General features: G+C 74.0%; 24 protein-coding genes. 20 read left to right on the top strand and 4 right to left on the bottom strand.

The genetic code is table 11. The annotated features are described in order from the left end of the window. Positions 1-53 precede the first annotated feature (53 nt). The 5 genes from DT076_RS04745 to DT076_RS04725 are packed head-to-tail and all read left to right on the top strand — an operon-like array spanning position 54 to position 6,650. Entirely contained in the window at positions 54-1,550 is a 1,497-nt protein-coding gene (locus DT076_RS04745; RefSeq protein WP_158548043.1) for an ABC transporter substrate-binding protein, read from the top strand. Beyond that, on the top strand, positions 1,547-2,521 hold the full coding sequence (locus DT076_RS04740) for a carbohydrate ABC transporter permease (protein ID WP_158548042.1): 975 nt from the start codon (positions 1,547-1,549) through the stop codon (positions 2,519-2,521). The genes DT076_RS04745 and DT076_RS04740 overlap by 4 nt, the downstream gene beginning before the upstream one ends. Continuing rightward, on the top strand, positions 2,518-3,411 hold the full coding sequence (locus DT076_RS04735) for a carbohydrate ABC transporter permease (RefSeq protein ID WP_233493640.1): 894 nt from the start codon (positions 2,518-2,520) through the stop codon (positions 3,409-3,411). The genes DT076_RS04740 and DT076_RS04735 overlap by 4 nt, the downstream gene beginning before the upstream one ends. A 48-nt stretch (positions 3,412-3,459) precedes the next feature. Then, a complete protein-coding gene (locus DT076_RS04730; RefSeq protein ID WP_114125484.1) occupies positions 3,460-5,109 on the top strand; it encodes an alpha-L-arabinofuranosidase C-terminal domain-containing protein in 1,650 nt (549 codons plus the stop codon). Beyond that, a complete protein-coding gene (locus tag DT076_RS04725; RefSeq protein ID WP_233493638.1) occupies positions 5,106-6,650 on the top strand; it encodes a sulfatase-like hydrolase/transferase in 1,545 nt (514 codons plus the stop codon). The genes DT076_RS04730 and DT076_RS04725 overlap by 4 nt, the downstream gene beginning before the upstream one ends. A 154-nt stretch (positions 6,651-6,804) precedes the next feature. On the opposite strand, the gene DT076_RS04720 is transcribed toward DT076_RS04725, so the two are convergent. From DT076_RS04720 to DT076_RS04710, 3 genes are read right to left on the bottom strand one after another with little or no spacing between them, the layout of a single operon-like run. Next, positions 6,805-7,044: a hypothetical protein gene (locus tag DT076_RS04720; protein WP_158548041.1), complete on the bottom strand. Its 240-nt coding sequence runs from the start codon at positions 7,042-7,044 to the stop codon at positions 6,805-6,807. 23 nt (positions 7,045-7,067) lie between these two features. After that, positions 7,068-7,784 carry a serine/threonine-protein kinase gene (locus DT076_RS04715; protein ID WP_114125482.1) on the bottom strand — a complete coding sequence of 239 codons (717 nt, stop codon included), beginning with the start codon at positions 7,782-7,784 and terminating at the stop codon, positions 7,068-7,070. Next, entirely contained in the window at positions 7,781-8,266 is a 486-nt protein-coding gene (locus tag DT076_RS04710) for an Lrp/AsnC family transcriptional regulator (protein ID WP_233493637.1), read from the bottom strand. Before DT076_RS04710 ends, DT076_RS04715 begins: the two co-directional genes overlap by 4 nt. 103 nt (positions 8,267-8,369) lie before the next feature. Between DT076_RS04710 and hppD the strand changes: the two genes are divergently transcribed. Together hppD and DT076_RS04700 are read left to right on the top strand one after the other, a co-directional pair. Then, positions 8,370-9,593, top strand: coding sequence for a 4-hydroxyphenylpyruvate dioxygenase (gene hppD, locus DT076_RS04705; RefSeq protein WP_114125480.1), 1,224 nt, complete (start codon positions 8,370-8,372; stop codon positions 9,591-9,593). A 101-nt stretch (positions 9,594-9,694) separates the two neighbouring features. Next, on the top strand, positions 9,695-10,255 hold the full coding sequence (locus DT076_RS04700) for a hypothetical protein (protein WP_114125479.1): 561 nt from the start codon (positions 9,695-9,697) through the stop codon (positions 10,253-10,255). 66 nt (positions 10,256-10,321) lie between these two features. Here DT076_RS04700 and DT076_RS04695 read toward each other — a convergent pair whose 3' ends face one another. Then, positions 10,322-10,762: a MarR family winged helix-turn-helix transcriptional regulator gene (locus tag DT076_RS04695; protein ID WP_114125478.1), complete on the bottom strand. Its 441-nt coding sequence runs from the start codon at positions 10,760-10,762 to the stop codon at positions 10,322-10,324. A 95-nt stretch (positions 10,763-10,857) separates the two neighbouring features. Here DT076_RS04695 and DT076_RS04690 point away from each other — a divergent pair, with 95 nt between their 5' ends. The 13 genes from DT076_RS04690 to DT076_RS04635 all read left to right on the top strand — a co-directional run bounded on the left by DT076_RS04690 (position 10,858) and on the right by DT076_RS04635 (position 23,777). Beyond that, positions 10,858-11,778: an alpha/beta hydrolase gene (locus DT076_RS04690; RefSeq protein WP_114125477.1), complete on the top strand. Its 921-nt coding sequence runs from the start codon at positions 10,858-10,860 to the stop codon at positions 11,776-11,778. 68 nt (positions 11,779-11,846) lie between these two features. Next, positions 11,847-11,933, top strand: coding sequence for a putative leader peptide (locus DT076_RS20410; RefSeq protein WP_407642706.1), 87 nt, complete (start codon positions 11,847-11,849; stop codon positions 11,931-11,933). 135 nt (positions 11,934-12,068) lie between these two features. Beyond that, positions 12,069-13,748 carry a nitrite/sulfite reductase gene (locus DT076_RS04685; protein WP_114125476.1) on the top strand — a complete coding sequence of 560 codons (1,680 nt, stop codon included), beginning with the start codon at positions 12,069-12,071 and terminating at the stop codon, positions 13,746-13,748. After that, positions 13,745-13,924 carry a hypothetical protein gene (locus DT076_RS04680; protein WP_114125475.1) on the top strand — a complete coding sequence of 60 codons (180 nt, stop codon included), beginning with the start codon at positions 13,745-13,747 and terminating at the stop codon, positions 13,922-13,924. Before DT076_RS04685 ends, DT076_RS04680 begins: the two co-directional genes overlap by 4 nt. After that, complete coding sequence (locus DT076_RS04675) at positions 13,921-14,646, top strand: phosphoadenylyl-sulfate reductase (RefSeq protein ID WP_114125474.1); 726 nt, start codon at positions 13,921-13,923, stop codon at positions 14,644-14,646. Before DT076_RS04680 ends, DT076_RS04675 begins: the two co-directional genes overlap by 4 nt. A gap of 32 nt (positions 14,647-14,678) precedes the next feature. After that, a complete protein-coding gene (cysD, locus tag DT076_RS04670) occupies positions 14,679-15,611 on the top strand; it encodes a sulfate adenylyltransferase subunit CysD (protein WP_233493674.1) in 933 nt (310 codons plus the stop codon). Continuing rightward, positions 15,611-16,978 (top strand): GTP-binding protein, encoded by a 1,368-nt coding sequence (locus tag DT076_RS04665; RefSeq protein WP_199538965.1) that lies wholly within the window; start codon positions 15,611-15,613, stop codon positions 16,976-16,978. Before cysD ends, DT076_RS04665 begins: the two co-directional genes overlap by 1 nt. Positions 16,979-17,092: 114 nt before the next feature. Next, entirely contained in the window at positions 17,093-18,364 is a 1,272-nt protein-coding gene (gene cobA / locus DT076_RS04660; RefSeq protein ID WP_233493636.1) for a uroporphyrinogen-III C-methyltransferase, read from the top strand. A gap of 9 nt (positions 18,365-18,373) precedes the next feature. Further along, positions 18,374-18,628 carry a ribosomal protein L7/L12 gene (locus DT076_RS20490; protein ID WP_114125472.1) on the top strand — a complete coding sequence of 85 codons (255 nt, stop codon included), beginning with the start codon at positions 18,374-18,376 and terminating at the stop codon, positions 18,626-18,628. 60 nt (positions 18,629-18,688) lie between these two features. Then, on the top strand, positions 18,689-19,414 hold the full coding sequence (locus DT076_RS04650; protein ID WP_114125471.1) for an RDD family protein: 726 nt from the start codon (positions 18,689-18,691) through the stop codon (positions 19,412-19,414). 197 nt (positions 19,415-19,611) lie between these two features. Then, on the top strand, positions 19,612-20,298 hold the full coding sequence (locus DT076_RS04645; protein WP_114125470.1) for a GAF and ANTAR domain-containing protein: 687 nt from the start codon (positions 19,612-19,614) through the stop codon (positions 20,296-20,298). 57 nt (positions 20,299-20,355) lie between these two features. Beyond that, on the top strand, positions 20,356-22,074 hold the full coding sequence (locus DT076_RS04640; RefSeq protein WP_147264052.1) for an outer membrane protein assembly factor BamB family protein: 1,719 nt from the start codon (positions 20,356-20,358) through the stop codon (positions 22,072-22,074). Continuing rightward, complete coding sequence (locus tag DT076_RS04635; protein ID WP_147264051.1) at positions 22,071-23,777, top strand: hypothetical protein; 1,707 nt, start codon at positions 22,071-22,073, stop codon at positions 23,775-23,777. Before DT076_RS04640 ends, DT076_RS04635 begins: the two co-directional genes overlap by 4 nt. The last annotated feature ends 67 nt before the right edge of the window (positions 23,778-23,844 follow it).

The raw sequence follows: 23,844 nt of genomic DNA, 5'->3' as shown, positions 1-23,844 counted from the left end.
GGTGCCTTCCTACGGTCATCGCCACATCAGAGTCGATGACGAAGGGGTCCACCATGAGCAGGTCGACGACGGCCTCGGCCGCAGGAACGATCAGCCGGCGGCGGCTGATCGGAGCGGCGTTCGCCACGGCCGGCGGGACGGTCGCCGCACCCTGGCTGACCGGGTGCACCGGCAGCCAGGAGCCCGGCCAGGGTGTCGCCTCCGGCGGCGGCGAGACCACCGGTGCGGTCACCTGGTGGGACCAGTTCCGCCCCCTGACCACCCTGTTCGAGGAGGAGCTGTTCGCCCCCTTCACCGCGGCCCACCCGGGTGTCACGGTCGAGCGGCGCGAGATGGATGGCCCGTCGATGGGTCAGGCGCTGCAGCTCGGACGCCGCAGCAACCAGCTGCCCGACGTGCACTCCCTGGCCGGGCTGGACGGCTCGCCGGCCTCGCTGGTCGGCGCCGGCTGGTTCCAGCCGATCGACGAGTTCGTCGACGTCGAGGGCTCCCCGGTGGGTGAGCTGCTGCTCGACGGCATCCACCGCTTCGACGGCCGGGTCTACACCGTGCCGGTGTTCAGCAGCCGCTGGCACGACGCCATCCCGTGGCTCAACACCGAGCTGTGCGAGCGGGCCGACGTCGACCCCGAGACCTCACCCGGCAGCTGGGACGCCTTCCGCGCCGCCCTCCAGCAGCTGCGCGGTGCCGGCGGCGACGACGTGCACCCGATGGTGATCGGGGCGAAGGACCCGTCCTACCTGGCCTCGCTGCTCAACCGCCTGGCCCAGACGGCCGGGGCCGCGGGCGCGGTCGACCCCCGCACGGGGGAGTACGCCTACGCCAGCGAGCCCTACCTGCAGGCGATGGAGTGGCTGCTCTCGCTGCAGACCGACGGCCTGCTGCACCCGTCCTCGGCCTCGATGGACACCCGCGACGCCCGGGCCCGCTGGGCCGCCGGTGAGGCGGCGGTCTACCCGTGGGGGCCGTGGTTCATCGGCGGGCTCAAGGTGCAGGAGCCCGAGGCGGTCGAGCGCGGAGTGGGGGTGTGGCACATCCCCACCGTCGACGGCAGCGACCCGGTGCTCTACAGCGAGCCGCCGGGCGGCACCTTCTGGGTCTCCAGCCAGGCCCAGCGCGCCCAGCTCGGCGCCGAGCTGATGCTGCGGCTGGTCGACCCGGAGTTCCAGCGCAGCCTCGCCTCGGCGATGGACCAGCCGCCGGTGCTCACCGAGGTGGTGGCCGACGCCGAGGTGCACCCCACCTACCGGACCAACGTCGAGTACATGGCCGCCGACGTCCGGATGGCCCCGGTGCCGCAGGTCCGCAACCCCGCGGTGTCGGCGGTGCTGGCCGAGATGGGCGAGGTCACCCCCGGCCTGGGCCAGATCGTGCAGGCCGCGCTCACCGACGGCTCCTCGGACTGGCGCTCGGCGCTGACCACCTTCGCCGAGCAGATGACGGCCGAGCGGGAGCGGGCCATCGAGTCCGTCGCCGGCGACGGCGCAGAGGTCGGCGTGGAGGACTGGCGGTTCGAGGACTGGACGCCCGGCGAGGACCACCAGCAGTGAGCGCCCCCACCCGGCTGCCCGAGGCGGCCGCCCCGCCGCCCGCGCCCGCGGCGTCCCGGCGACGCCGCGAGCCGCCGCTGCGCTGGCTGCGGCGGAACTGGTGGGTCTACCTGTTCCTGCTGCCGACCTTCCTCGGCTACGGCGCCTACACCGTCTACCCGCTGGCGGCGAGCTGGTGGTACGCCTTCCTCGACTGGCCCGGGTTCGCGGTGCGCGGGGAGTTCGTCGGGCTGGACAACTTCACCGAGCTGCTCGCCGACGACCTGTTCTGGAACGCCTTCGGCAACTCGCTGCTGTTCCTCGTGGTGGCGGTGCCGCTGCGGGTGGGTGGGGCGCTGCTGCTGGCGCTGCTGCTCAACAGCCGGCTGACGCCGCTGCGCGGGCTGTTCCGCACCCTGATCTTCCTGCCGGTGGTGACCACCGGAGCCGTGATCGGCGTGGTGTTCACCCTGATCCTCGACGCCGGCGGCCCGGTGAACGCGGCGCTGGTGCGGCTGGCGCTGCTGGACTCGCCGGTCAACTTCGCTGCCAACGCCGACACCTCCCTCGGGGCGGTGATCGGGGTCTGGGTGTGGAAGTGGCTCGGTATCACGATGATCTACTGGCTGGCCGCCCTGCAGACCATCCCGCCCGAGCTGGGCGAGGCGGCCCGGGTCGACCGGGCCGGGCCGTGGCAGGAGTTCCGCCACGTCACCCTGCCGCTGCTGGTGCCGTTCCTGGTGATCATCACGCTGATCGACATGGTGGGCGCGCTCAACGTGTTCGACCTCGCCAACACCCTCACCGGCGGCGGGCCGGCCTACTCCTCGGAGGTGATCGAGATCTTCATCTACCGGACGGCCTTCGAGGCCACCGTGCCCCAGCTGGGCTACGCCTCGGCCGCCGCGGTCCTCTTCGGGCTGCTGACCATCGGCCTGGCGCTCGGGCAGGCCCTCGGCGTCCGCGCCATCCGCCGCCGGAGCCTGACGTGAGCACCGTGCAGGACGCCGGCCGCCTCAGCATCAGCGCCGGTCCGGTCTCCGGCGGGCCCGGACGCCGCAGCCGCCGGGCGCGGCTGCTGGTCGGGATCGGGCTCGGTCTGTTCTGCCTGGTCTGGGTGTACCCCTTCCTGTGGGTGCTGTCGGCCTCGTTCAAGGAGCAGGGCGAGATCTTCGGCAACGGGCTGTCGCTGCTGCCCGAGACCCTGGTCTGGGACAACTACGTCCGGGCCTGGGAGCAGGTGGGCTTCAGCACCTACTTCGCCAACTCGGTGCTGATCACCGTGGCGACGGTGGCCCTGATCGTGGTGCGCAGCGCGTTGGCCGGCTACGTGCTGGGCCGGTGCAGCTTCCCGGGCAAGAAGCTGGTGATCGGGATCTTCCTGGTGACCTTCTTCCTGCCCGAGGGCTACACCATCATCCCGATCACCCAGCTGACCGACTCCCTCGGCCTGCTCAACACCCACGCCGGGGTGGTGCTCGGGCTCGGCGCCGGCGGCCACGTGGCCGCCACCCTGCTGTACGCCGGCTACTTCCGCAGCCTGCCCGGCGAGCTGGAGGAGAGCGCCCGGGTGGACGGCGCCGGCCCCATCACGATCTTCTTCCGGGTGATGCTGCCGCTGGCCTGGCCGGTCACCGCGACCGTCATCATCCTGCAGTTCCTCACCGCCTGGAACGCCTACCTGCTGCCGCTGGTGTTCACCCTCAGCCAGCCCGAGCTGCGCACGCTGGCCGTCGGCATGACCAGCTTCGTCGGCGAGTACAGCACCGACTACACCGGGCTCGCGGCCGCGGCGGTGATCTCCCTGCTGCCGGTGATGCTGGTGTTCATCTCCATGCAGCGCCACTTCGTCGACAGCATCGCCGGCGCCGTCAAGCAGTAGCCCGTCCCCAGCGTCCCATCCGTCCCCATCTCCCCAGGAGGAGCACCCATGCCCGCACCCGACCCCCAGGCCCGGGTCCAGGTCGACCTCGCCGGCCCCGGCGCGCGGATCGACGACCTGGTCTACGGCCACTTCCTCGAGCAGGCCTTCTTCGGCAACGTCGAGGGCGGCGTCTTCGACGAGGGGTCGCCGCTCTCGGTGCGCGAGCCGGGACCGCTGCAGGGCTGCCGGGCCGACGTCATCGAGGCCTGCCGCGACCTGGGGCTGCCGGTGGTGCGCTGGCCGGGCGGCAACTTCACCTCCGCCTACTGGTGGCGCGACGGCACCGGACCGCGGGACGGCCGTCCGCGCCGGCTGGAGCTGGCCTGGGGCAGCGAGGAGAGCAACCGGTTCGGGACGCCGGAGTTCCTCGCCTGGTGCGCGGCGGTGGGCACCGAGCCCTACCTGGCCCACAGCGCCCGCAGCGTCGACGACGCCGTGCGCTGGGTGGAGTACACCAGCTACCCCGGGAACACCGAGCTGACCCGGCAGCGCGCCGCCGACGGGCTGCCCGAGCCGGTGCCGGTGCGGTACTGGGGGCTCGGCAACGAGGTCTACGGCGCCTGGCAGATGGGCCACCGCCCGGTCGAGCAGTACGTGGCCGACGCCCGCGAGCACGCCCGCTTCATGAGCCTGGTGACGCCGGGGCTCGCCTTCGTGGCCGTCGGCGACCAGCACCCGGAGTGGAACCGGGCCGTGGTGCACGGGCTCGGCGACGTCGTCGACTACGTCTCGCTGCACCTCTACGGCGGCGACGAGCACCTCACCGCACCGACCCGGGAGGAGTTCGAGGCGGTGGTCGCCCAGCCGGTGTGGTTCGAGCAGGCGGTGCAGGACTGCGCGCACCAGCTGCGACGGTTCCAGCGCGAGGCCGGGCACGAGCGCCCGCTGGCCATCGCACTGGACGAGTGGAACATCCGCCACCACGAGCCGGCCGGCTGGCCCGACCCCGAGCCGGGTGAGGACGGCGGCATCGCCTCCCGCGAGCTGACCGGGGACGGGCCGGGCTCGGCGGTCTCGGCCGAGGGCCGGGTGCAGCGCCAGCGGGTCAACCGCTACAGCCCCCGCACCCTGGCCGACGTGCTGTTCTACTCCGGCGCCTTCCACGCCATGCACCGCGCCGCCGCCCTGCCGGTGCCGGTCGGGATGGCCAACACGGTCAACCTGGTCAACGCCAACGGCCTGCTCGCGGTGCGTCCCGGCGGGGTGGTGCGGACCGCGACCTACCACGTCTGGGACCTCTACCAGAACCACACCGGACGCCGGGCCGTCCCCGCCGAGGTGCTCGCCCCGGCCCGGCACGGCCGGGTCCGCCAGGGCGCCGAGCACGCCGAGGGCGGCTACGTGCACCGTCCGGCCACGGTCTCGCTGCTCGACGTGTCGGCCACCACCGACGAGACCGGCAGCACCCTCTACCTGGCGGTCATCAACCGCTCCGCCGACCGCGACCTGACCGCCGAGCTCGTCCTGCCCGGACGCCGGCTGCCCGCCACCGCGGTGGCCCGCAGCATCGGCGCGGGGGAGTCGGACCTGTTCGCGCACAACACGCTCAGCGACCCGGAGCGGATCAGCCTCTCCTCCCCGACGGAGGTGCCGCTGGCCGACGGCGTGCACACCTTCCCCGCCCACTCCGTGACCGTCCTGGAGGTGGCCCTGTGAGCTCGAGCGACGGCGTGGCGCGCCCGGCCCGCGACATCCTCTTCCTGATGACCGACCAGCACACGGTCAGCACCCTGGGCTGCTACGACAACCCGGTGGTGGAGACGCCGAACCTGGACCGGCTGGCTGCTACCGGCACCCGGTTCACCGACTGCTTCACCCCGACCGCCATCTGCACCCCGGCGCGGGCCAGCCTGCTCACCGGGGCGGCCCCGTTCCGGCACAAGCTGCTGGCCAACTACGAGCGCAACGTCGGCTACATGGAGGACCTCGACCCGCACCAGTTCACCTTCGCCGAGGCGCTGCGCGACGCCGGCTGGAACCTGGGCCTGCTCGGCAAGTGGCACGGCGGGGTGCAGCGGACGGCCGCCGACTACGGCTTCGCCGGCCCGCACTTCGAGGGCTGGCACAACCAGGTCGACCACCCCGACTACCTGGCCTACCTCGACGAGCACGACCTGCCGCCGTACCGGATCAGCGACCTCGTCCGCGGCACGACGCCCAACGGTGGCGAGGGCAACCTGCTGGCGGCCCGGCTGCACCAGCCGCTGGAGGCGACCTTCGAGCACTACCTCGCCACCCGGACCATCGAGATGCTGGAGCGCTTCGCGCAGGGCGAGGGACAGCGCTCCGCGCCGGAGGAGGGGCCGGACGGGCGCCCACCGTTCTTCCTGGCCACCCACTTCTTCGGCCCGCACCTGCCCTACATCCTCCCCGCGGAGTGGTACGACCGCTACGACCCCGACGCCATGGAGCTGCCGGCCTCGGTGGCCGAGACCTTCGAGAACAAGCCGCCGGTGCAGGCCAACTACTCCGGGCTGTGGACCCACGACACGCTGGGGGAGCGGACCAGCCGGGAGCTGATCGCGGCCTACTGGGGCTACGTGGCGATGATCGACCTCGAGATCGGACGCATCCTCGACGCCGTCGACCGGCTCGGGCTGACCGGGTCGACGGCGGTGCTGTTCACCGCCGACCACGGCGAGTTCACCGGCGCCCACCGCCTGCACGACAAGGGCCCGGCCATGTACGACGACATCTACCGGATCCCGGCGCTGGTGCGGGTGCCGGGGGAGGCGCCGCAGGTGCGTGAGGAGCTGGTCACCCTGACCGACATGACCGCCACGGTGCTCGAGCTGGCCGGGCTGGACGCGTCCCCGGCCGTCGACAGCCGCTCGCTGCTGCCGCTGGTGCGCGGGGAGTCGGTGCCGTGGTCGCCGACGGTGCTGTGCGAGTACCACGGTCACCACTTCCCCTACCCGCAGCGGATGCTGCGGACCCGCACCCACAAGCTGGTGGTCAACCCGGAGTCGGTGAACGAGCTGTACGACCTGGTGACCGACCCGCACGAGCTGGTCAACCGCATCGGCGACCCCGAGCTGGCCGTCGTGGAGCGCGAGCTGGTGAGCGAGCTCTACCGCCAGCTGCGCGAGCGTGGCGACAACTTCTACCACTGGATGACACCGATGTACGCCGTCGGTGAGGCCGACTACGACGCCACCCTCAGCTCCTTCGAGACCGATCGCCACGCCACCCACTGACCGACCCGACCCCTGAGCCCGACCTGACCCCGACGTCCTGAGCCTGTCGAAGGGCGATCGCATCCCACGGCTCTGCGTCATCCCGCTGCACGACGATCCCGTGGTCTTCGGCTTCCTCGCCCGCACCCGGCCTCGACCCCGGGCGGGCGTGGTCTCAGGTCAGCAGCACCCCGACCGAGACGACCAGCACGACGAGCAGCCCGAGCACCACCGCGCCGAGCACCAGCCCGAACCGCCCGAGCCCGGCCGGCACCCGCCCTTCGGCCGGCTCAGGGCGCGGTGGTGGCGTCCCGCGCTCACCGGATCCCCGCGGGCTGAGCCTGTCGGAGCCCGGACGCCCGAGGCCGGCGGAGGCGATCGCGTCGAGGGCGTCGGCCAGAGTGGCGGCGGTCACCGGACGCTCCCGCGGATCCGAGCTCAGCGCGGCTCCCAGCACGTCGTCCAGCCCGGCCGGCATGCGACCGCCTCCGCGACCGCCGGCGGGCGGGCGTCCGGGCCGCGGGCCACCAGGTCAGCCAGCGTGCGCACGGGGAACGGCGGCCGGCCGGTGAGCAGGGCGTAGCCGACGCAGGCCAGCGAGTACACGTCGCAGCGGCGGTCCAGCGCGCCGCCGGTGGCCTGCTCCCAGGCCATGTAGGCGGGGGTACCGGCGGTCATCGTCGAGCCGGTGCCCACCGACAGGTCCTTGGCCACCCCGAGGTCGGCCAGCCGGACCCGGCCGTCGGCGTCCAGCAGCAGGTTGCCCGGGGTGACGTCGCGGTGCACCACCCCGTGCTCGTGCAGCACGTGCAGGCAGCGGGCGGCCTCGGCGGTCAGCCGCAGCGCGCGATCGGCGGGCAGGCGCTGCCGGCGCAGGTCGTCCAGCGAACCGCCGGGGCAGTGGTCCATCGCGAACCAGGGCCGACCGTCGGGCAGCGTGCCGATCTCGTGCACCGCGACCAGCCGCGGGTCGGCGATCCGCTGCAGCAGCCGCGCCTCGGCCAGGAACCGAGCCCGGACGTCGGCGTCCACCGCCCAGTTCTCGGCCAGCACCTTCACCGCCACCTCGCCTCCGGGGCCCGCCGCCAGCCAGACGGTGGCGAACGAGCCCACCCCCAGGCGTCGGACGAGCCGGTAGCGGCCGACCTGCGTCACCGGCGCGGCTCGCGGTGCTGGACCAGCGGCTGGGTGCGCATGGCGATCTCGGTGCTCAGCCCGATCACCGTCGAGGTGCGCAGGATGCCCGGATCGGCCACCAGCACGTTGATGACGTCCTGCAGGTCGGCGTTCGAGCGCGCCACCAGCCGGCACCACAGGTCGCCGTTGCCGGTCACCGTCCAGCACTCCAGCACCTGCGGGATGCGCTCGAGGTGGGCGGTGATCCGCTGCCGCAGCGCCTGGTCGATCTCCAGGCTGACGAAGGCGGTCACCCCGTAGCCGAGCGCCTCCGGTGAGATCTCCGGCCCCCACCCGGTGATGACGCCGGCCGCGGTGAGCCGGTCCAGCCGCGCCTGCACGGTTCCCCGGGCCACCTTCAGCTGCCGGCTCGCCTCCAGCACGCCGAGGCGTGGACGGGCCGCGAACAGCGCCAGCAGCCGGCGGTCCAGGTCGTCGAGGGTGTGGTGGCTGCTGGTCACGTTGCCTCCAGGTCGACGGCGCCGTCCGACGGGCAGGTGGTCAGGTTGTCCACCTGCCCGACCGACTGTTGCACAACCTGACAGCCGGCACTGCACTGACCCCATGACCGAGTCCACCGACGTGCTCACCTCCTCCATCCTCACCGCCGACGAGAAGCTGGCCTCGCTCAGCGCCGAGCAGCTGCGCCAGCTCGTCGGCCTCGTCGACTACGACGCCGCCGGCGACGTCTTCCCCGTCACCGGCTGGGACGCCGTGCACTGGGTGGTCGGCAACGCCACCCAGACCGCGAAGCACTACCAGTCCGCCTTCGGCATGCGCCTGGAGGCCTACGCCGGCCCCGAGACCGGCCGCCGCGACTCCGTCGCCTACGTGCTGCGCAGCGGCTCCTGCCGGTTCGTGGTCACCGGCGGCGTCGCCCCGGACAGCCCGCTGCTCGACCACCACCGCCGCCACGGCGACGGGGTGGTCGACATCAGCCTCGAGGTGCCCGACGTCGACCGCTGCGTCGCCCACGCCCGGTCGGTCGGGGCGACCGTCCTGGTGGAGCCGCACGACCTGAGCGACGAGCACGGCACGGTCCGCACCGCGACCCTGGCCGCCTACGGCGACACCGTGCACACCCTGGTCGACCGCAGCCGCTACACCGGCCCGTTCCTGCCCGGCTTCGTCGCCCGCACCTCCGGCCACGTCCCGCGCGAGGGCGCGCCGACGCGGGTGTTCCAGGCCCTCGACCACGTGGTCGGCAACGTCGAGCTGGGGAAGATGGATGAGTGGGTGCGCTTCTACACCGAGGTGATGGGCTTCACCAACATGGCCGAGTTCATCGGTGACGACATCGCCACCGACTACTCCGCGCTGATGAGCAAGGTGGTCGCCAACGGCAACCACCGGGTGAAGTTCCCGCTCAACGAGCCGGCGGTCGCCAAGCGGCGCAGCCAGATCGACGAGTTCCTCGAGTTCTACGACGGCCCCGGTGCCCAGCACCTCGCGCTGGCGACCCACGACATCCTCGCCGCGGTCGACCACCTGCGCGCCGAGGGCGTGGAGTTCCTGCAGACCCCCGACTCCTACTACACCGACCCCGCGCTGCGGGAGCGGATCGGTGAGGTGCGGGTGCCGGTCGAGGAGCTGCAGCGCCGCGGCATCCTCGTCGACCGCGACGAGGACGGCTACCTGCTGCAGATCTTCACCAAGCCGCTGGGCGACCGTCCGACGGTCTTCTTCGAGCTGATCGAGCGCCACGGCTCGCTCGGCTTCGGCAAGGGCAACTTCAAGGCCCTCTTCGAGGCGATCGAGCGGGAGCAGGAGCGCCGCGGCAACCTCTGAGCTGCCAGCGGGCTGACGGCCGGCTCACACCGCGCTGACAGCCGCTCTTCCTAGCGTCGGTCGCACCGTCGAACCGCTCGGCGGGCAGGGAGGAGCAGCAGATGAGCAGCAGAGCGAAGTGGGTGGCCGGCGCGGCGGCGGTGGCCGCCACGGCCGGGATGGGCCTCGGCCTGGGCCAGGTCGCGGTGGCCGAGCCGACGCCGTCCCCGACGGCCAGCCCGAGCGCCCCGGCCAGCCCGGGCGCCGGCGAGGAGCAGGCCCCGGCCGACGGCGAGCGCGGCCCCCGCGGGGGTGGGCACGGCCCCGGCGGGTTCGACACCGCCGCGCTGGCCGAGCGGCTCGGGGTGGAGGAGGAGGCGCTGGTCACGGCGCTGCAGGAGCTGCGCGAGGAGCAGCGCCAGGCCCGCGAGGACGCCGACGGCGAGCGTCCCACGCCGGACGAGCGCATCGCCGAGCTCGCCTCCGCCCTGGCCGAGAAGCTCGGCATCGAGGAGTCGGTCGTCACCGACGCGGTGGAGGAGCTGCGCAGCGAGCGGCAGGCCGAGCGCGCCGCGCGTGTCGAGGAGCGGCTGACCCGGGCGGTGGAGGACGGCACCCTCACCCAAACCGAGGCCGACGCCGTCCGCAAGGCGGTCGAGGAGGGCGTGCTGGGCGGACGCTGAGGTCGGCCCGGGGCCGTGCCGGGCCGACCGGCGCGGCCCGACCGGAACGCCCGGGCGCGAGGCAGCTCAGTCCTCCGAGCCGGCGGCGGAGGGCTGGCTGAGCAGCTTGTCCAGGATCCGGCGCAGCTCCGACCGCTCCCGCTCGTCCAGCTGCTCCGTCATCGCGGCGAACTCGGCGGCCAGCGCGTCCAGCGCCCGCGCCCTCACCTGCGCGCCCCGCTCCGTCGTCGTCAGCCGGTGCCGGCGCAGGTCGTCCTCGTCGATCTCGCGCCGCACCAGCCCCGCCGCCACGAGGGTGCGCAGGTACGTGGTGACGCTGGCCTTCGGCAGCAGGAGCTTCGCCGCCAGCTCGGCGGGGTAGCGGCAGGCGTCCACCTCGTCGAGGACGAAGAACTCCTTGGTCCCGATGCCCAGCGCCGCCAGCTGCGGTTCGGCGGCGTTCATCACCCGGGTCAGCAGCCGCTGGTTGAGCTTCCAGAGCTGGGCGGCGTCCTGGCTCGCGGACATGCCGCACCTCCTCGCGGTTTCGTACAGTGTGGAACAAGTACGGCTTGGTACAAGTTGTGCGTTGAACAGAATCACACTAGAGGACGGACGACACCATGCTCCAGCAGCTCACGATCCCCGCCGGCGGTCTCCACCTGGCCGCCGAGCTCCACCTCCCCGACGGCTTCGACGCCACCACGCCCCACCCCGCCGTGGTGCTGTCCACCCCCGGGAGCAGCGTCAAGGAGCAGATCGGGGCGAACTACGCCTCCCGGCTGGCCCGCCGCGGCCTCGTCGCCCTGGCCTTCGACCCCGCCCACCAGGGCGCCAGCGGCGGCGAGCCCCGCGACCTGGAGGACCCCTACCGCCGCGGCGCCGACCTCTCCGCCGCCCTCGACGCCCTCGCCCGCGTCCCCGGCGTCGACCCCGCCCGCCTCGGCGCCCTCGGCATCTGCGCCGGCGGCGGCTACGCCGTCCACACCGCCCGCACCGACCACCGGATCCGCGCGCTGTCCACCGTGGTCGCGGGCAACATGGGCACCTCCTGGCGCTCGCCCGCCTTCGCCCCCGACGGCCCGGCCGCCGCACTGGACGCGCTGGCCGAGCAGCGCACCCGGGAGGTGGCCGAGGGCACCCTGGAGCGGGTCGGCTGGCTCCCCGACACCCCCGAGGAGGCCCGTGCCGCCGGGACCACCGACCCCGACACGCTGCAGGCCGTCACCTACTACCGCACGCCGCGGGGGCAGCACGAGCGCTCCACCAACCGCCGCCTGCTGCGCGGGGACGCCCTGCTGCTCGGCTACGACGCGTTCCACCTCGTGCCCGAGCTGCTCACCCAACCGCTGCAGGTCGTCGTGGCCGGACGGCGCGGCAGCACCGGGCAGTGCGAGGCCGGGCTGCGGCTGTGGGAGCTCGCCCCGAACCCGGTCGACCTGTACGTCGTCGAGGGTGCCGGGCACTACGAGATGTACGACGAGCCCCGCTACGTCGACCCGGCGGTGGAGCGGATCGCCACCTTCTTCGACCGCCACCTGTGAGCCCGGCCGGCGTCCACCCTCTGGACTGAGGTCGTCCTAACCCACCCTTCCTCACCCACACTGCTCCGGTGACCAGGGTCGAGCTCGTGCGCGGTGGTCTCACCGTGCGCCACCACGTGGACCTGCTGCGCACCAGCAGCGCCCTCTGTCGCTGACCCCGCCCGGGCCCCGCCGACCGGCCACCCCGCGCCCGCGCAGCCCGCACCCTGCGGGAACAGCGGCCGCGACGCCCGCGTTGAGCCGCCCAGGACCATCCCGCTCCACTCCGCAGCCTCGACGGAAGGTCGACCGTGACCCAGAGCCCGACCGCGCCCGCCCGCGCGAAGTCCGCCCGCCCCCAGAAGTCCCACGGCCAGTGGGCCGCGGGCGACCGGACCCCGCTCAACCACAACGAGGAGTTCAAGCAGGCCGACGACGCCCTCAACGTCCGGGCCCGGATCGAGAGCACCTACGCCAAGGAGGGCTTCGACTCCATCCCCGGGGACGACCTGCGCGGGCGGATGCGCTGGTGGGGGCTCTACACCCAGCGCAAGCAGGGCATCGACGGCGGCAAGACCGCCACCCTGGAGCCGGAGGAGCTCGAGGACTCCTACTTCATGCTGCGGGTCCGCTCCGACGGCGGCGCGCTCAGCCTGGAGCAGCTCAACACCATCGCCTCGATCAGCAACGACTTCGCCCGCGGCACCGCCGACATCTCCGATCGGCAGAACATCCAGCTGCACTGGGTCGAGATCGAGTCGGTGCCCGAGATCTGGCGCCGGCTCGAGGCCGTCGGGCTGCGTACCACCGAGGCCTGCGGCGACTGCCCGCGGGTGGTGCTCGGCTCGCCGGTGGCCGGGATCGCCGCCGACGAGGTGATCGACGGCACCCCGGCGATCGAGGCCATCGTCGAGAAGTACATCGGCGACCCCCAGTTCTCGAACCTGCCGCGCAAGTTCAAGTCCGCCATCTCCGGGCTGCCCGACATCGCCCACGAGATCAACGACATCTCCTTCGTCGGCGTGGTGCACCCCGAGCACGGCCCCGGCTTCGACCTGTGGGTCGGCGGCGGGCTGAGCACCAACCCGATGCTGGCCCAGCGGCTCGGCGTCTGGGTACCGCTGGAGGACGTCCCCGACGTGTGGGCGGGAGTGGTCGGCATCTTCCGCGACCACGGCTACCGCCGGTTGCGGAACAAGGCCCGCCTGAAGTTCCTGATGGCCGACTGGGGTCCGGAGAAGTTCCGCGAGGTGCTCGAGCAGGACTACCTCGGACGCCCGCTGGTCGACGGCCCCGCCATCGAGCTGTCCGAGCGCCGGGTCGACCACGTCGGCGTGCACCGGCAGAAGGACGGGCGCAACTGGGTCGGCGTCGCGCCGATCGCCGGGCGGGTCAGCGGTGACGTGCTGAACGCCGTGGGCGCGGTGGCCGAGCAGCACGGCTCGGGTCGGGTGCGGCTCACCCCGCACCAGAAGCTGCTCGTCCTCGACGTCCCCGACGAGCAGGTCGAGGCCGCCGTCACCGCGCTGGAGGCCCTCGGGCTGACCGCCCGGCCGAGCGAGTTCCGCCGCGGCGTGATGGCCTGCACCGGCATCGAGTACTGCAAGCTCGCCATCGTCGAGACCAAGGCCCGCGCGGCCTCGGTGGTCGCCGAGCTGGAGGAGCGGCTGCCCGACTTCGACTCCCCGCTGAGCCTGCACGTCAACGGCTGCCCGAACGCCTGCGCCCGCACCCAGGTGGCCGACATCGGGCTGAAGGGGATGCTCGTCCCGGGCCCGGACGGCGAGCAGGTCGAGGGCTTCCAGGTGCACCTGGGCGGCAGCCTCGGGGTGGACGCCGGGCTGGCCCGCAAGACCCGCAACCTCAAGGTCACCGCCGAGGAGCTGGGGGAGTACGTCGCCCGCGTCACCGGGCGCTACCTGGAGCAGCGCACCGACGGCGAGACCTTCGCCCGCTGGGCGCGCCGCGCCGACGAGGACGACCTGCGGTGAGCACCCTGCGCAGCCCGGTCTTCCACTGCCCCTTCTGCGGGGAGGAAGACCTGGTGCCCGCCGAGCGTTACGCCGACGACACCGTCGGGGGCTGGCACTGCCGCAGCTGCGACCGGCTGTTCAGCGTCACCCTGCACGACGTCAACCACTCACGCACCTCGGGAGGACCTCGATGAGCACGATCACCTGGGACGAGCCACGCCTGCGGGAGGCGGTCCGGGACGGGGCCGCCCTGGTCGCGGCCCACGGCGAGGGCGAGGACTACCTGCGCAAGGTGGAGCTCAGCGAGGCCGTGCTGCGCTGGGCCCACAACACCTTCGGCGACGGCCTCACCACCGCCTCCTCGATGGGGGACGAGGCGCTGGTCGACCTGGTCGGGCGCACCCTGCCCGGGGCCGACGTGTTCTTCCTCGACACCGGCTACCACTTCCCCGAGACGCTGGCCACCCGCGACCACTACGCCGAGAACACCCCGGTGAGCATCCGCACCATCCTGCCGCTGCAGAGCCTGGAGGAGCGGGAGGCCGCCCTGCGGGACTGGTCGCCGGAGCGTTGCTGCGGGCCGCGCAAGGTGGAGCAGCTGAACCAGGCCGTGGCCGGACGCAACGCCTGGGTGACCGGGATGCGCCGGGTCGACGCCCCCACCCGCACCGACATCGAGGTCGTCTCCTTCGACGAGAAGCGGCAGATGGTGAAGATCAACCCGCTGGCCGCCTGGACCGACGAGGACCTCGAGACCTACGTCTTCCACTACGACGTGCACCTCAACCCGCTGCGGGAGCAGGGCTACGCCTCCATCGGCTGCGCCCCCTGCACCCGACCCGTCCTCCCCGGCGAGGACGCCCGCGCCGGCCGCTGGGCCGGCCAGGCCAAGACCGAGTGCGGGTTGCACACGTGAGCCCCATCGACCAGGCAGGAACCGTGACGACGATCGACCGCGCCAGCGTGGCCAGCAGCGCCGCCGCCGACCTCCGGCTCGACCACCTCGACGATCTCGAGGCCGAGTCCATCCACATCTTCCGGGAGGTGGCCGGGGAGTTCGAGCGTCCCGTGCTGCTGTTCTCCGGCGGCAAGGACTCGGTGCTGATGCTGCACCTGGCGGTGAAGGCGTTCGCGCCGGCCAAGCCGCCGTTCACGCTGATGCACGTGGACACCGGCCACAACTTCCCCGAGGTGCTGACCTTCCGCGACGAGACCGTCGAGCGGCTCGGACTGCGGCTGGTGGTGCAGAAGGTGCAGGACTACATCGACGACGGCCGGCTGGTCGAGCGTCCCGACGGCACCCGCAACCCGCTGCAGACCCGGCCGCTGCTCGACGGCATCGTCGAGCACAAGTTCGACGCCGTCTTCGGCGGCGGCCGGCGCGACGAGGAGAAGGCCCGCGCCAAGGAGCGGGTGTTCAGCCTGCGCGACTCCTTCGGCGCCTGGGACCCGCGCCGGCAGCGGCCCGAGCTGTGGGAGCTGTACAACGGCCGGCACTCCCCGGGTGAGCACGTCCGGGTGTTCCCGCTGTCGAACTGGACCGAGCTCGACGTCTGGCGCTACATCGCCCGGGAGCAGATCGAGCTGCCCAGCCTGTACTACGCCCACTCCCGCGAGGTGTTCCGCCGCGACGGGATGTGGCTGTGCGCCGGAGACTGGGGCGGTCCCCGCGAGGGCGAGGAGGTCGAGACCCGCACCGTCCGCTACCGCACCGTCGGCGACATGTCGTGCACCGGCGCGGTCGACTCCACCGCCGGCGACGTCGAGGCCGTCATCCTCGAGGTGGCCGGCAGCCGGCTCACCGAGCGCGGCGCCACCCGCGCCGACGACCGGCTCAGCGAGGCCGCCATGGAGGACCGCAAGAAGGAGGGCTACTTCTGATGGCCACCGAGACGATCGACCCCGATGCCCTGAGCGAGTCCGACCGGATGCTGGTCGACCCCGAGGCCGGCCGCGACCTGCTCCGGCTGGCCACGGCCGGCAGCGTCGACGACGGCAAGTCCACCCTGGTGGGCCGGCTGCTGTTCGACACCAAGTCGGTGCTGGCCGACCAGCTGGACGCCGTCGAGCGGGTCAGCCGCGAGCGCGGGCTGCAGCACCCGGACCTGGCGCTGCTCACCGACGGCCTGCGCGCCGAGCGCGAGCAGGGCATCACCATCGACGTGGCCTACCGCTACTTCTCCACCCCGACGCGGTCCTACATCCTCGCCGACACCCCCGGCCACGTGCAGTACACCCGCAACATGGTCACCGGGGCGTCCACGGCCGAGCTGGCGCTGATCCTGGTCGACGCCCGGCACGGCGTGCTGGAGCAGACCCGACGCCACCTGGCCGTCACCGGGCTGCTCGGCATCCGCCACGTCGCGGTCGCGGTGAACAAGATGGACCTGGTCGACTTCTCCGAGCCGGTCTTCACCGGCATCGTGGCCGAGCTGCAGCGGCTGGCCGGTCACGTCGGCATCGACGCGGTCACCGCCGTCCCGGTCTCGGCCCTGCTCGGGGACAACGTGGTGACCCGTTCGGCGCACACCCCCTGGTACGACGGGCCGACCATGCTCGAGCACCTGGAGACCGTGGAGGTCGGCGCGTCCCCGCAGGACGAGGCGTTCCGGATGCCGGTGCAGTACGTCATCCGCCCGCAGAGCGCGGAGCACCCCGACTACCGCGGCTACGCCGGCCGGATCACCAGCGGCGTGGTCGAGGTGGGCACGCGGGTCCAGGTGCAGCCCGAGGGTTTCGCCACCACCGTGGTCGGCATCGACCGGGTGGGACGTCCGGGGGAGCCGGTCGAGCGCGAACGGGCCCACGCCCCGCAGTCGGTGGTGCTGCGGCTGGCCGACGACCTCGACATCTCCCGGGGTGACCTGATCAGCGAGGCCGCCCGCCCGGCGACGGAGGTGAAGGACCTGGAGGCCACCGTGGCGGTGCTCTCCAGCCGTCCGATCCGTCCCCGCGACATGGTCTACGTCCGGGTGGGGACGGCCACGGTCAAGGGCCTGGTGACCGACCTCGTCGACACCCTCGACATGACCACCCTGGAGCGCGGCCCGGCCCCGTCGGAGCTGCCGCTCAACGGGATCGGCACCATCCGGCTGCGGCTGGGACGTCCGGTCGCGGTCGACGACTACGCCGCCGCCCGCCGCACCGGCTCGTTCCTGCTGATCAGCCCCGACGACGGCGCCACCCTGGCCGCCGGCATGGTCCAGCTCACCGGCGACCTCGTCGACGCCGACTCGTGGCTGATCTGACCGCGCGCCGCCGCGACCACGAGCGCCCCGAGGCTGTCGAAGGGCGAGCCGCCGCCCGGGCGACGCGTGCCCTGCGCCCGGCCCTCCGGGTGGGCTGAGGCGATCGTGTACCCGGTGAGCCTCCGCCTGCGCGACCGCCGCGTCCTCGTCGTCGGCGGCGGTGCCGTCGCCAGCCGGCGGGTCGACGACCTGCTGGCCGAGGGCGCCCTGGTCGAGGTGGTGGCCCCGGAGCCGAGCGAGCGGGTGGTCGCCCTGGCCGCGGAGGGACGCCTGGTCCTGCACCGCCGGCCGTTCGCCGAGGACGACCTGCTGTGTCCCACCCCCGCCTGGTTCGTGCTCACCGCCACCGGGACGGTCGACGCCGCGGTGGCCACCGCCTGCGAGCGCGAGCGGGTGTGGTGCCTGCGCGCCGACGACGCCGACGCCTCCCCGGTGCACCGCCCCTCGGTCGCCCGGGGCGCTCCGGGCAGCCCGGCGGAGGGGATCACGGTGGCCGTCTCCGGCGACCGCGACCCGCGCCGGGCCGTCGCCGTCCGCGACGCCGTGCTGGCCGGACTGGACTCCGGCACCCTGCCGGTGCGTCGCCGGCGCCCGGCCGCCGAGCCCGGCGCCACCCACGCGGAGCCCGGCTCCTCTCTGCCCGAGCACGGCTCCTCCCTCCCTGAGCCTGTCGCAGGGAGGGTGTGGCTGGTCGGCGCCGGACCGGGGGACGCCGGGCTGATCAGCGTCCGCGGCCGGGCACTGCTGGCGTCGGCCGACGTGGTGGTGGCCGACCGGCTCGGCACCGAGGAGCACCTGGCCCTGCTGCCCGAGGACGTCGAGGTGGTCGACGTGGGCAAGCATCCCGGCCGGCACGGCAGCATCCAGGACACCATCCACGAGCTGCTGGTCAGCCACGCCCGGGCCGGCCGGCGGGTGGTGCGGCTCAAGGGCGGCGACCCGTTCGTGCTCGGCCGGGGCGGTGAGGAGGTCGCCTACTGCGCGGCGCGCGGCGTCCCGGTCGAGGTGGTGCCCGGCATCACCTCCGCGACGTCGGTGCCCGCCGCGGTCGGCATCCCGGTCACCCACCGCGGTCTCAGCACCTCCTTCGTGGTGGCCTCCGGCCACGACGGCCCGGCCGGTCTCGGGCCGCTGCTGCACGCCACCGGCTCCACCCTGGTGCTGCTGATGGCCGTGGGGCGCCTGGCCGAGATCGCCGACGCCCTGGTGGCCGCGGGACGTCCGCCCGCGACCCCGGTGGCGGTGGTCGAGCAGGGCTGGACACCCCGGCAGCGGGTCACGCACACGTCGCTCTCCGACCTGGCCGAGCGGGCCCGCGAGGTCGGCGTCACCAACCCCGCCGTGGTGGTGGTCGGGGACGTGGCCGCTGTCCCCCTCGACCGCTAGGGTCCGGCCATGTTCTTCGACTCGGCCTCCCGACGTGAGGTGGACGCCCTGCGGTTCCGCGTGTCCCAGCTCGAGCGCATGGTGCAGGAGCTGGCCCGCCGCGCCGGCGTCGACCCGTCCGAGCTCGCCGACCAGGCCTCGCCCGTCAGCGCCCGCGCCCGCGAGCTGGCCGGGCTGGGCCGCACGATCGAGGCGATCAAGGTGGTGCGCGAGGAGACCGGGCTGGGTCTGGCCGAGGCGAAGCGGCTCGTCGAGTCGCTCTGAGCCCGTCCCGGGGCCCGCACGACCCCGGCAGCCGGGGTCGGGTCTCACTACGATGTCCGGGTGAGCGAGATCCCCGTCGGCAGCCCGCAGCCCCCGCCCGGACGGCACGCAGCACCCGGCGGGTGGTACCCCGACCCGGTCGACCAGCGCCGTGAGCGGTGGTGGGACGGCTGGCAGTGGAGCCGGGACGTCCGCGAACGGCAGGCACCCGTGGCGCCCGTCCGCAGCGGGAGCGGCCCGGCGGGCGGCGCGACCACGGCCGACGGCGTCCCGCTGGCCGGCTGGTGGTGGCGGGCGCTGGCCGTCGTCCTCGACTCGATCATGACCGGGCTGCTCACCATCCCGCTCAGCCTGCCGTTCCTGCAGACCTTCTGGGGCGTCTTCACCGACTACCTCGACCGGAGCCTCGAGGCCGCCCGGATCGGCGCCCCGCCGCCCCCTCAGCCGGACCCGACCGCCTTCTACACCGTGGCCGACCAGCTCGGGCTGGCCCTGGTGTCGCTGGGGGTCGGGATGGCCTGGCACACGCTGTTCCTCCGCTTCCGCGGCGCCACCCCCGGCAAGCTCATCACGGGCCTGCGGGTGGTCCCGGTCGACCGGGGCACCGCCACCGGGCGGCTGCCGTGGCGCACCGTCCTGGTGCGGGCCGCGACCTGGGTGCTGCCGACCACGGCCACCTGGATGTTCGTCGTGACGGTGGTCGACGTCATCCTGCCGCTGACCAACCCGCGCAAGCAGGCCCTGCACGACCTGCTCGCCCGGACGCAGGTGGTCCGGCGGCGCTGACCGGGAACCCGTTGCGGACCCGGCTTCGTCCTGTCTAGGTTGAGCGCAGGTCAGAGCGCGGCCCGCTGGTATCCCGTCATGCCCGCAGCGCACCGGACGTCGGAGGTCGCCATGTCGTGTGTCCCGTCGTCGAGCGCGTCCGGTGCGCGTCGGAGCCCTCGTCCCGGAGCAGCGGGCTGGAGGACGGAGGTGCCCCGATGAGCTCTGACTTCGTCCGCCAGCTGGGCCGCCAGCCCGACGAGCCGGCCACCCTGGACGCGGCCGTGCACCTGGTCACCGAGCTGGTGCCGGGGGTCGACCACGCCGGGGTCACCATGGTGGTGCGGACCGGGTTGTCCACGCACGCCGCCACCAGCGACGTGGTCCGCCGCGGCGACGCCCTGCAGTACGACCTGGGCGAGGGCCCGTGCCTGGACGCACTGCGGGTGGAGCACACCGTGGTGAGCAACGACCTCACCACCGAGCGGCGCTGGCCGCGGTGGGCCCCGGCGGCCGTCCAGGAGCTCGGCGTCCGGGCGATGCTGTCGGTGCTGCTCTACACCGACGAGGCCACGCACTCCCTCGGTGCGCTCAACCTGTACTCCTCGACCACCGACGTCTACGACCGGGAGACCCTGCTGAGCGTCGAGGAGCTCGCCGCTCAGGTCGCGGTGGTGGTGCAGACCGACCGCGAGCTGCACCACCACAAGCTCGCCCTGGCCAACCGCACCGTCATCGGCCAGGCGCAGGGCATCGTGATGGAACGCCTCGACGTGGACGCCGACATCGCCTTCTCCTACCTGCGCCGCGTCTCCCAGAGCAGCAACCGCAAGCTCAGTGCGGTCGCGCACGAGATCGTCACCACGCGCCGGCTGCCCGCCCTCGACGGCTCCGACGGCGGCTAGCTGTACCCGGCCCGGACCCACCCCGCGGCGGCCCGTCCCGGCCCTACGCTGCGTGCCGTGGGCACTTCCGGCGCGAGGCGCCGCTCCGTCACCCCGTGGGTGGGCACCGGCATCCTGCTGCTCGTGCTGGCGCTGCTCAGCGTCGCCGCGATGGCGCGGCCGCGGGGGTTCGAGCACGCTGCCGCCCGGCTGGTCGCCGTCGACGGCGGGTACGCGACGATGGCGGCCGCCGACGGCAGCCGGCTGGACGTGGAGACCGCCCACCAGACCGGCGCCGGCGCCCTGACCTCCGCCCCGGAGGCCTTCCTGTCCGGAGCGCTCGCCCTCGGCTGGGAGCTGTCGGACCAGCGCTGGGTGCGGCAGAGCGAGCGGCACGAGGAGGACGGCCGCACCGCCGCCACGCACCGGCTGCAGACGGTGACCGAGGCCGGTCTGGAGACCTGGGTGGAGGTCTCGCCCGCCGGGGACCGGGTGTTCTCCCCGCCGCTGCCCACCCTGGTCGCCGATGTCGCGCCGGGGTCGCGGTGGTCGGCCGAGGGCACCGTCTCCGACGGGTCCGGCGCCGACATCGGGTCCTACCGCGTCGACCTGGCCGCCGAGGACGCCGACGAGGCGGGCTGCCTGGACGTCCGCCAGGAGCTGGTGGTGGCCGGTCGGGCCGAGACCGGGGTCGACACCTGGTGCCCCGGCCGCGGGGTCGTCGCCCGGGAGCGGGACGGCCGCCGCTGGACGCCGGCCGCAGCGCCCGGGCCGTCCGCCGGCCTCGGCACCGCCAACCCCGCGCCCCGCTGGGAGCCGGGCCGCTGGCGGGCCGAGGAGCGCCCGCTGCTCCGGCACGGGACCGAGGCCGTGCTGACCTCGGCACAGCCGCCGGTGGCCGGCTCCGACCCCGAGCGGCTGGTGCTCGCGCTGGACGCCGCCGGCGACCTGGTCGCGCTGGACACCGCCACGCCGGGGTCGCCGGTGCTCTGGTACGCCCACCCCGGCGGGGTGCTGACCGCGGTACGCACCTTCGGGCAGGTGACGGTGGCCGCCACCACCACCCGTGAGCTGGTGGCCTACGACGACCGCGGCCGCCGGCTGTGGACCCACCGGCTCGACGACGTCAGCCAGGCCGGACCGCTGGCCCTGGACGCCACCACGTTGGTGGTCGCCGACCTCTCCGGCACCGTCACCGCGCTCGACGTCGCCACCGGTGCGGAGCGCTGGCGGGCCGCCCTCGACTCCGACCTCACCGGGACGCCGGTGGTGTGCGGCGACGTCGTGGTGGCGGCCGACGCCGTCCCCGGGCTGCACGCCTTCGACGCCGCCACCGGGGCCGAGCGCTGGCGCTGGACGCCGCCGGAGCCGGTCCAGACGGTGGGCTGCGATGCCGGCCTCGTGGTGCTGACCGATCTCGAGGGCGACCGGCACGGCATCGACGCCGGCGACGGCACGACCCGCTGGCGGGTCGCCGGACCGAGCACGGTCCGCACCGTCGCCGTCGTCTCCGGGCTGGTGGTGCTCGGCACCGCCGACGGTGTGGAGGCCCTGGACGCCGCCACCGGCGAGAGCCGCTGGTCCCAGCCGGAGGCGCCGCTGACGCTGCTCGAGGCGGGCGGGCACCTCGTGCTGGCCCGGCCCGCCGGCCTGGACGTGCTCACCCCGGACGGGCAACGGGTGGCGGAGGTGCCGGTGGACCTCGCCGGACTGGGCGGCTCCGCCCGGCTGAGCGCCGTCGAGGACGGCCTGTGGGTGCTGACCGCGGCCGGCACCCTGACCCGGGTGGGCCCGTGACCCCGCCGGGACGTCCCTGGTGGCGCCGGCTGACGGCCATCGTGGTCGGCTGGGTGTGGCTGGTGGTGGTGGAACCGGTCCGCGACGGCCGGGTGCACGTCCGTGACGGACCGCCGGGGTTGGCCGCGATCACCGCCGTCGCCGCGGTGGGCTACCTCGTCGCCGGCATGCTGGTGCTGCTGGCCCGTCCGATCCGCGACGCCGGGGCGCTGGTCACCGAGGCGGACGGGCTGGTGGTGCTGCCCGAGCTGAGCCTGGCGCCGCTGCTGCTGGTCCTCGTGCTCGCCCTCATCCTGCTGGTCACCGCCGCCCTGCACACGCACTGGCTGCTGCGCACCGGCGCCTACCTGCTGTTCGCCGTCCCGAGCCTCCTGATCGGCGTGCTGGCCTTCCCGGGGCTCGGGCTCTCCGCGCTGCTGCCGGCCCTGCTCGCCCTGGTCGGGCTGGCGGTGCTGATGCTGGTGCGCCGCCGACGGCGTTTCGCGTGGCCGGAGGTGCTCTGGGTCGGCGGGCTGGTGGCGCTGGGGGTGCTGGTGCCGCTGGTGCTGCAGCAGCAGAGCATCCGCAGCATCGGCCCCGACGTCCGCGCGCTGCAGGTCAACCTCGTGTTCACCCTGGTGGCCCAGGTGGCGCTGCCGGCGGTCGTCATCGGCGGGGCGGCGCTGGCCGAGCTCGCCGTGCGGGCCGGCGCGTGGGGCGTCTCGGTGGTGCGCACCGAGACCCCGCGCCGCTGGTGGGTGCTGCCGGCGTCCGCGGTGGTCGTCGCGGCAGCGGCGTGGGCGGTCTGGCTGGTGCTGCAGGAGCCGCTGTCGGTGGCCTTCTCCGCGCTGCCGCTGGCGGTCGGGGTGCTGGCGCTGCTCGCCATGCAGGCCCTGCGCCGGCGCGGCGACCCGGTCGGCCCGGAGGACCTGGTGGAGGAGTGGCCGCGGCTGCTCACCCCGCTGGCGGTCGTCACGGTGCTCGGCGGCTGGGCCGCCTCGCTGGGCCCGGTGGCCGAGGGGCTGGGTCTCGGCCGGTGGTCCCCGCTGGGTGACCTGCCCACCCTGACCTTCTCCCGGCTGGCGGTGGCGGGGGTGGGCCTGGTGCTGGCCGTGGCGTGGTCCGGGGCGGGGGAGCGGGTGCGGCCCACGCTGCTGGTGGCCTTCGCCGCGGTGATGCTCAACAGCTCGGGGCTGTTCGCGGCGCTGCCGGTCTCCTGGAGCGGCGACCGCCTGGCCGCCGCGGTCGCGCTGGTGGCGGTGCTGCTGCTCGCCGGGTTCGCCCTCACCCGCTCGCTCACCAGCCGGCGGGCCACCGCGTGCGTGCTGATGGCGGCGCTGTCGGCCTGCTTCGCGCTGCGTCAGGTGCTGGCCGACCCGATCAGCTGGCTGCTCGGCTTCTCCGCGCTGGCGCTGACCCTGTTCGGCCTGGTCTGGCGGCTGCTCAGCGACGCGACCTGGACCCGCGCCGACACCCCCGCCTTCCCGCGGCCGGCGCGGGTGCTGCTGTTCTGGGGCTACGCGCTGCTGGCGGTGACCTCGCTGGCCTTCGTGGCCCTCGGACGCCAGCTCGGCGGCCCCGCCGACGTCACCCCGTTCACCGTGCTCGGCGACCACCTGTTCGGCACCCCGGTCTTCCTCGCCGCCGTGCTGGGCTGCCTGTGGCAGTGCGTCCACCGCGGGGCCGCGGTGGTGCCCGACATCGCCGAGGAGCTGGCCGACTGATCCAGTCCTCTCGGGGGCGGCGCGGTGCTGAGCAGCGCCGCGATCGGGCGCTGCTCGGGCCGGCGGA

The organism is Desertihabitans brevis (assembly GCF_003327535.1).
Taxonomy (GTDB): Bacteria; Actinomycetota; Actinomycetes; order Propionibacteriales; family Propionibacteriaceae; genus Desertihabitans; species Desertihabitans brevis.
This window is presented reverse-complemented; position numbering and strand designations above follow the sequence as displayed.

Bases quoted from the DNA above. Each gene is read 5' to 3' on its own strand.
- DT076_RS04700 (WP_114125479.1), top strand. From the start codon at position 9,695: ATGAGCAGCAGAGCGAAGTGGGTGGCCGGCGCGGCGGCGGTGGCCGCC.
- DT076_RS04665 (WP_199538965.1), top strand. From the start codon at position 15,611: ATGGCCACCGAGACGATCGACCCCGATGCCCTGAGCGAGTCCGACCGG.
- hppD (WP_114125480.1), top strand. From the start codon at position 8,370: ATGACCGAGTCCACCGACGTGCTCACCTCCTCCATCCTCACCGCCGAC.
- DT076_RS04675 (WP_114125474.1), top strand. From the start codon at position 13,921: ATGAGCACGATCACCTGGGACGAGCCACGCCTGCGGGAGGCGGTCCGG.
- DT076_RS04730 (WP_114125484.1), top strand. From the start codon at position 3,460: ATGCCCGCACCCGACCCCCAGGCCCGGGTCCAGGTCGACCTCGCCGGC.
- DT076_RS04645 (WP_114125470.1), top strand. From the start codon at position 19,612: ATGAGCTCTGACTTCGTCCGCCAGCTGGGCCGCCAGCCCGACGAGCCG.
- DT076_RS04695 (WP_114125478.1), bottom strand. From the start codon at position 10,762: ATGTCCGCGAGCCAGGACGCCGCCCAGCTCTGGAAGCTCAACCAGCGG.
- DT076_RS20490 (WP_114125472.1), top strand. From the start codon at position 18,374: ATGTTCTTCGACTCGGCCTCCCGACGTGAGGTGGACGCCCTGCGGTTC.
- DT076_RS04745 (WP_158548043.1), top strand. From the start codon at position 54: ATGAGCAGGTCGACGACGGCCTCGGCCGCAGGAACGATCAGCCGGCGG.
- DT076_RS04690 (WP_114125477.1), top strand. From the start codon at position 10,858: ATGCTCCAGCAGCTCACGATCCCCGCCGGCGGTCTCCACCTGGCCGCC.